General features: G+C 65.8%; 6 protein-coding genes and 1 pseudogene. 5 read left to right on the top strand and 2 right to left on the bottom strand.

The window, feature by feature from the left end:
- The 4 genes and pseudogenes from OO67_RS35160 to OO67_RS35175 all read left to right on the top strand — a co-directional run.
- The coding region (locus OO67_RS35160) for a transposase (protein WP_033305914.1) at positions 1-176 on the top strand (176 nt) is incomplete at its 5' end.
- Positions 177-309: 133 nt separating this feature from the next.
- Complete coding sequence (locus tag OO67_RS35165; RefSeq protein ID WP_033305915.1) at positions 310-1,749, top strand: basic amino acid/polyamine antiporter; 1,440 nt, start codon at positions 310-312, stop codon at positions 1,747-1,749.
- Between the two features lie 52 nt (positions 1,750-1,801).
- Entirely contained in the window at positions 1,802-3,058 is a 1,257-nt protein-coding gene (locus tag OO67_RS35170; protein ID WP_033305916.1) for an arginine deiminase, read from the top strand.
- 162 nt (positions 3,059-3,220) lie between these two features.
- Positions 3,221-3,529 (top strand): annotated as a pseudogene (locus tag OO67_RS35175) (IS630 family transposase); the annotation flags it as partial.
- A 7-nt stretch (positions 3,530-3,536) separates the two neighbouring features.
- Here OO67_RS35175 and OO67_RS35180 read toward each other — a convergent pair.
- Positions 3,537-3,830, bottom strand: coding sequence for a hypothetical protein (locus OO67_RS35180; RefSeq protein WP_157841785.1), 294 nt, complete (start codon positions 3,828-3,830; stop codon positions 3,537-3,539).
- 124 nt (positions 3,831-3,954) lie between these two features.
- Complete coding sequence (locus OO67_RS35905) at positions 3,955-5,103, bottom strand: phospholipase A2 (RefSeq protein WP_157841786.1); 1,149 nt, start codon at positions 5,101-5,103, stop codon at positions 3,955-3,957.
- Between the two features lie 141 nt (positions 5,104-5,244).
- Here OO67_RS35905 and OO67_RS35190 point away from each other — a divergent pair, with 141 nt between their 5' ends.
- Entirely contained in the window at positions 5,245-6,798 is a 1,554-nt protein-coding gene (locus tag OO67_RS35190; RefSeq protein ID WP_157841787.1) for a Kelch repeat-containing protein, read from the top strand.
- Positions 6,799-6,831 lie beyond the last annotated feature (33 nt).

Genomic DNA, 6,831 nt, shown 5'->3' on the forward strand with positions numbered 1-6,831 from the left:
GAGGCATCGAGCCCTCGCAGCGACTTGGCCGACACCGCTGGACCATCGAACGCACCATGTCCTGGCTTGCCGGCTGCCGACGACTCCACCGCCGCTATGTACGCAAGGCCGACCACTTCCTGGCCTTCACCAGCATCGCCTGTACCCTCATCTGCTATCGCAGGATCGCCAAATGAGATGGCTTTTTAAGCAACTCAGCACAGCGCAACACTTCCATATCGGAAATAAGCTCCCATAAGGCTGCTAGGTTCCCTCTCGATGGAGCCCGGGAGGACACCCCGCGCCACGCTCGTACGGACGGGGGAAAACATGAGCGATGCCGAGGCAGCGGAGCGACCGGCGGCCAAGCTGAGCTTGTTGACGCTGACCGCGATGGTCGTCGGTTCGATGGTCGGGGCGGGGGTGTTCTCGCTGCCGCGGCGTTTCGCACAGGAGACTGGGGTAGCGGGGGCGCTCATCGCCTGGGCGGTCGCCGGGGCCGGCATGCTGATGCTCGCCTTCGTCTTCCAAACCCTGGCCGTTCGTCGGCCGGACCTGGACGCGGGCGTGTACGCCTACGCGAAGGCGGGCTTCGGCGAGTACCTCGGCTTCTTCTCGGCTTTCGGTTACTGGGCCAGCGCCTGCGTCGGCAACGTCACGTACTGGGTGCTCATCATGTCGACGGTTGGTGCGGTCGCTCCGGTGCTCGGCGACGGTGACACCGTGACGGCGGTGGTGGTCTCCTCGGCCGGGCTGTGGGCCTTCTTCCTGCTGATCCGCCGGGGTGTGCAGGAGGCGGCGGCGCTCAACCGGATCGTGACGGTGGCGAAGATCGTACCGATCGTGACTTTCGTGATCCTGGCGCTGTTCTACTTCGAACCGTCCGTCTTCGCGGACAACTTCGGCGGTGCCGACTACGCGGGGTCCCTCTTCAACCAGGTCCGGGGCACCATGCTCGTTACCGTCTTCGTCTTTCTCGGTGTCGAGGGAGCGAGCGTCTACTCGCGGCACGCCAAACGCCGCGAGGACGTCGGGCGGGCCACAGTCCTGGGCTTTCTCAGTGTGTTCGCCGTCTTCGCCTCCGTCACGATCGTCTCCTACGGGCTGCTGCCGATGGCCGAGATCGCCGAGCTGCGACAGCCTTCGCTGGCCGAGGTACTGGAGACTGCGGTCGGCACCTGGGGCAAGGTCTTCGTCAGCGTCGGCCTGATCGTCTCCGTGCTCGGCGCCTACCTCGCCTGGACTCTGATGGCCGCCGAAGTCCTCTTCGTCGCCGCCAAGGACAAGGACATGCCCCGCTTCCTGGCGCGTTCCACGGCAGAGGATGTGCCTGAGAACGCTCTGTTCATGACGACCTGTCTCAGCCAGGTCGTGCTTGTCGTGACCTTGTTCTCCGAGGACGCCCTCAACTTCGCCCTGGATCTGACCAGTGCGCTGAGCCTAATCCCCTTCCTGCTGGCCGCTGCTTTCGCGGTCCAGATCGCCAAGCGGCCCGGCCGTCCGGACGTCGTGGGACGCTCCACCCGGCGCGAGCTGGTCATCGCCGTGGTGGCGACCCTCTACACCCTGTTCCTGCTCTATGCGGCAGGGCTCAAGTTCGTCCTTGTCTCCTTCATTCTCTACGCCCCGGCGACCTTCCTCTTCGTCAAGTCCCGCCAAGAGCAGGGCCGACGGTTTTTCTCTCCGGGCGAAGCGGTCGTCTGCGTGGTGACGGTTGCCGGCGCCGCAGTCGGCGTTGCGGCGCTGGCCGTCGGCTGGATCGAACTCTGATCCCCGCGCCAGCTCTGTCCCTCACCTGTCGTCATCGAGCGAAAGGCCCCTTGTGACCGGCACCGCCCCCGCTTCCGCCCTCGGCGTCCACTCCGAAGTGGGCCAATTGCGCAAGGTCCTGGTGTGCGCCCCCGGAATGGCGCACCATCGCCTCACCCCGACCAACTCCGGTGATCTGCTGTTCGACGACGTGATGTGGGTGGAGAATGCCCAGCGGGACCATGCCGACTTCGTCGCCCAGCTTACCGACCGTGGCGTAGAGGTCGTCGAGCTGCACGAGCTGCTCGCCGACACCATGGCGATGCCGCAGGCCCGGTCCTGGCTGCTCGACCGGAAGATCGACGCGAACGAGGTGGGCCTCGGACTGGTCGACGACACCCGCGCCTTCCTCAACACCCTCACCCCGCGCCGGCTCGCCGAGTACCTGATCGGCGGGCTCGCCACCGCCGACCTGCCCCAGGAGTTCCGGTCGGCATACCTGGGTCTGGCACGCGAGAGCGTGGGCGCGCGGGAGTACCTTATGCCACCTCTGCCCAACACTCTGTACACCCGCGACACGACCTGCTGGCTCTACGGCGGGGTGACGCTCAACCCGCTCTACTGGCCCGCCCGGCACGATGAGACCCTGCTGATGAAGGCGATCTACACCTTCCACCCCGACTTCCTGGAATCCACCGTCTGGTGGGGCGACCCGGAGGAGAACTGGGGACAGGCCACCTTCGAGGGCGGGGACATCATGCCCGTCGGCAACGGCATCGTCCTCATGGGCATGAGCGAACGGACCTCCCGTCAAGCGATCACACAGGTCACGGCCACCCTGTTCGCGCAAGGCGCGGCGGAGCACGTGATCGTGGCCGGGATGCCCAAGCTGCGCTCGGCGATGCACTTGGACACGGTCTTCACCTTCGCCGACCGGGACATCGTCACGCTGTATCCGCGCATCATGGACGGTGTCCACACCTTCTCATTGCGGCCATCCGACCGGGCGCCCGGAATGGAGATCACCGACGAGGGCAGCACCCCGTTCACCGAGGTCGTGGCCCGCGCCCTGGGCCTGCCGCAGCTGCGAGTGATCGAAACGGGCGGCGACGTCTACGCCTCCGAGCGCCAGCAGTGGGACAGCGGCAACAACGCGGTTGCGCTCGAGCCGGGCGTCGTCTTCACGTACGACCGCAACACCCAAACCAACGCACTGCTGCGCCGAGCCGGGGTGGAGGTCCTCAGCATCGTCGGCGCCGAGCTGGGCCGGGGCCGAGGGGGCGGGCATTGCATGACCTGCCCGCTGATCCGAGACGCCGTGACCTTCTGAACCTTCTCCGGCGTCGAAGCACGCGTCGGCGCCGGACGGGGCCTCGCCCTGCCCCTTGACCGGCCCGGAGGCTGGAGGAACGCGGCCCGGGCCGTACCAGCCTGCGGCCTCACCGGGGCGGGTGCTGCCTCCAGCGTTTCGACAGCCAAGCCATCGTCCATACCAGCGAAGGTGCGGATCGCCATCATCTGCGACAACTACTCCCCGCACCTGACCACGAAGCGGTGCCAACGAGTCGCGACGTGGGCGGACGCGAACAACGTCGAGATTGCCTACACCCCAACCAACAGCTCCTGGCTGAACCGGATCGAGGCCCACTTCACCACCCTGCGCTACTTCACCCTCGACGGCACCGACCACGTCAGTCACAAGGAGCAGGGCAGCATGATCCGACGTTACATCATCTGGCGAAACCACCACGCTCATGACCAGCAACTACGAACCATAGTCAACAAGGCCAACATCGCCTGAAGCGGCGCTAGAGCGGGATTACCCGGACTCGCACCGCGAGCTCGGTTCCGACCTGACGCGCGATCGTAGCCACCAGCTCCTCAACCCTGGGCTCGTCTGATGTGCCGTGAACCGTGACCTGAAGGCCGGGCATTTCCCAAGCGAACTCAATCTCCATGCCCTCGACAGCGATCCGGTAGTGGCCATCGCCAGCCACTGGTACCGCCCCCCAGCCCCTTGGCTGAAGCACATCCGGATACCTATCCGAGCGCACCGGCCCGAGGAAGTCGTCGTCATCGGTCGCAAACAAGTACTCAAGCACGCCCACAGTATGTCGGCCTGACAGGGCGAACTTGGCTCGACGCGGAACTAGTTGACCGGAGACCGCACAGAGGGAGGCAGGATCTCTGACCGAGACCCTGCCTTCCTCTGTGCGGGGTTTGGTGTCAGCTTGTGCCGGTCGCGACGACGCTTGAGTAGTAGATGTTGGCGACTCGCATGCAGGCCCTGCGTGAGGCGTCAGTCCGGGGATCAGAGATGAGCCTGGCCTGGCATATGGCGTTCAGGTCTTGCCGGAAGGCCGTGTCGACACGTGCCTTGGCTGTGTGCTGGAAGCTCGCTTCACCCAGGACTTCGCGGTAGTTGCGGTATCCGAAGTCGTGGCGGACGCACGCGTTGGTGAAGTCGAATCCGGCGACGGAGTTGGGTGCGGGGGAGTTGCGCTTGTTCGTCGTCCAGTTGAATCCGTGCCGGTCCGGCCATCCGCGCAGGTGCTGAGAGAGGGTGGTGAACCAGTCTTGGAGGGCGGGCGTTCCAAGAGCGGTCAGTTCGTTCAGACGCCGAAGCTTCTCCGGGGCGGAGGCCAGATCACTGCTCAACGTGCCGACCTTGGTCCATTCGTTTGCGTGGCCGGTCCATTCGTAGACGGCGCTGTGGTCGGGGGAGAGGCCGTAGATCCGGTCGTTGGTGACGGCGAAGTCGGCCCCGGGGTCACCGATCTGCGACCAGGTCTCCGGTCCGTCGTACTTGAGGATCTTGTCGTCCGGTGCGGTGGCGAAGAGGCCGGCGCCACCGGCGTGGAGGTCCTTGGCCGCACCGCCGACCTTCGTCCATTCGGCGGCGTGGCCGGTCCATTCGTAGACGGCGCTGTGGTCGGGGGAGAGGCCGTAGATCCGGTCATTGGTCATGGCGAAGTCGGCCCCGGGGTCACCGATCTCGGACCACGTCTCCGGTATCCCCTCGTACTTCAGGAGCTTCCCGGTGTCCGTTGCGGTGATGAAAACGCCCGCCCCGCCGGTGTAGAGCTCCTGCGCGGGACCGCCTACCTTCGCCCAGTTCGAGCCCTTACTGCTCCAGCGGTAGACGGCACTGTGGTCGGCGGCGAGCGCGAAGAGCTGGTCGTCGCCGAACGCGGACACCGACTCCAGCTGGACCGCAGGAGCGGCAACTGGAGGCTCGTCTGCCTGGGCGGGGAGAACCGCGAGGACTCCGGCAGCGATCATCCCTGTCACGATGACGCCTATGCGGCGCACGGTCGCTGAGGGGGTGGCGAGAGCGGGCTTTCGGGTCTGGCCCCGGAGGGGGATTCGGGTCACGGGATGCTCCAGTGTTTGTCTGGGAAGCGGTGGAGCTCTCACCGTGCGGCTGGTCTGATTGTCCAACAACGACCGTTGTGAACTCGCAGGTCAGGTGCGGGCAAGGTCGCGGACAACGCGGACAACTACGGGGGATCCACCATGGCGAAGGCCGGCCGTCCGCAAGGCGGGCCCAGAGGACAGACCGAGCAGGCCAACGCGTTAGCCGTGTTCCTGAGGGATCTGACGAAGGACTTCACGGTCCGCGAGCTGGCGGACCGCTACAAGATCAGCAAGACGAGCTGGGGTGAGTACCGGGCCGGCACCAAGCTGATCGAGCTGCACCTGTTGCAGCGGGTGGTGAGGGATCTGGTGCGCGATGAACGCGGTCGCGTCACCCTCACCGCCAGGGCCGAGAAGCTTCATCGACTTGCCAGGGACGCGGAGAGCAGCACTCCACCTGGCGCCTTCACCCAGGCCGCGGACCGACCGGATCAGATCCTGAGCGACGCCGACACCGGCGTGCGCGAATCGGAGGAACTCCTCCAGGTCCTGCGGGAGGTCGTCACCCGCCTGAGAGAAACCGAAACTTCCCCACACCCACCGCCCGCCGCACCGGGAGAGGAACCCGACGCCGTATCGAGCGAGGCGGCCGAACAGCTCGCCCGCACGCGGGAGAGCAAAGCCGCAGCCGAAAACGCCCAGGCCCGTGTCCGGGGACAGAGGGAAGCCGTCGAGACGAAAGCTGATTCCCTGCCGCCGTCAAAGGATCCGCGGTCCCACAGCGACACGAGGGACGGGGTCCCCCCAAGTGGCTCTGCCTCTCGCACGGCCGGGAAGAAGCGCTGGAGAGCCCCGGCGCAGTGGGCGGCACTCGCGGCCCTGGTCGCCGTCCTCATCATCGCCAACCACAAACACAGAGCTGACGACCGGCCCGACACCGCCTCCCTACTGAACCCTCCCGAGCAGAGCCAGCAGACCACGACACCTACAGGGCCAAGATCGCACCCCACCAATCCAATGGCCCCGGTGGAAGCGCCCACACCACGACCATCATCCGCCCCGCCACCGTCCCACCAGGCCTCGACGGCACCGCAGAAACCACAGCCCCAGGGCGGCAAAGCCGGCACCGTGGCCGCAACCCACAGCCACCTCTACCGCATCACCCCCGACTCGAAAATCGAGGAGTACACCGGCAAAAGCGGTACTTGGACCGTCATCCGCAAACGAACCGAACGGATCTTCACCAGCCCCACGACGCTCTACGCCACCGACGGCAGAACCGGCAACATCGAGGAGTACGACCGCTCGAAGAAGACCTGGACGGTCATCGGGGGCCCAGGCAGCCACTTCGCGGCGACCGCCACCCACCTCTACGGCGTCGGCCCCGACCACCAAGGCACCTTCGAGTACAGCGGCACACCAGGTATCTGGCACAAAGTGCGCGACGCGACCGAACGGATCTTCACCAGCCCCACAACGCTCTACGCCACCGATACCGCCGGCGGGAAGCTTCAGGAGTACAACCGATCCAAGAAGACCTGGACCCCAATCGGTGATCCCCTCAGTTCCTTCGCCGCGACAAAAAACCACCTCTACAGCGTCAGCACAGACCTCTCCAGCATTCACGAGTACTCCAGCCCACCCAGGTGTGGCGGCCCGGTTGAAGGTGAGCAGGGTAGGGGACTCCGAGCTGGCCATTGCTCACGTTGGTGAGCGCAACCTCTAGTTGGGGGTTCTCCGTTGCTG

The sequence above is a fragment of the Streptomyces atroolivaceus genome (genome assembly GCF_000717025.1).
In the GTDB taxonomy this organism is placed as follows: domain Bacteria; phylum Actinomycetota; class Actinomycetes; order Streptomycetales; family Streptomycetaceae; genus Streptomyces; species Streptomyces atroolivaceus.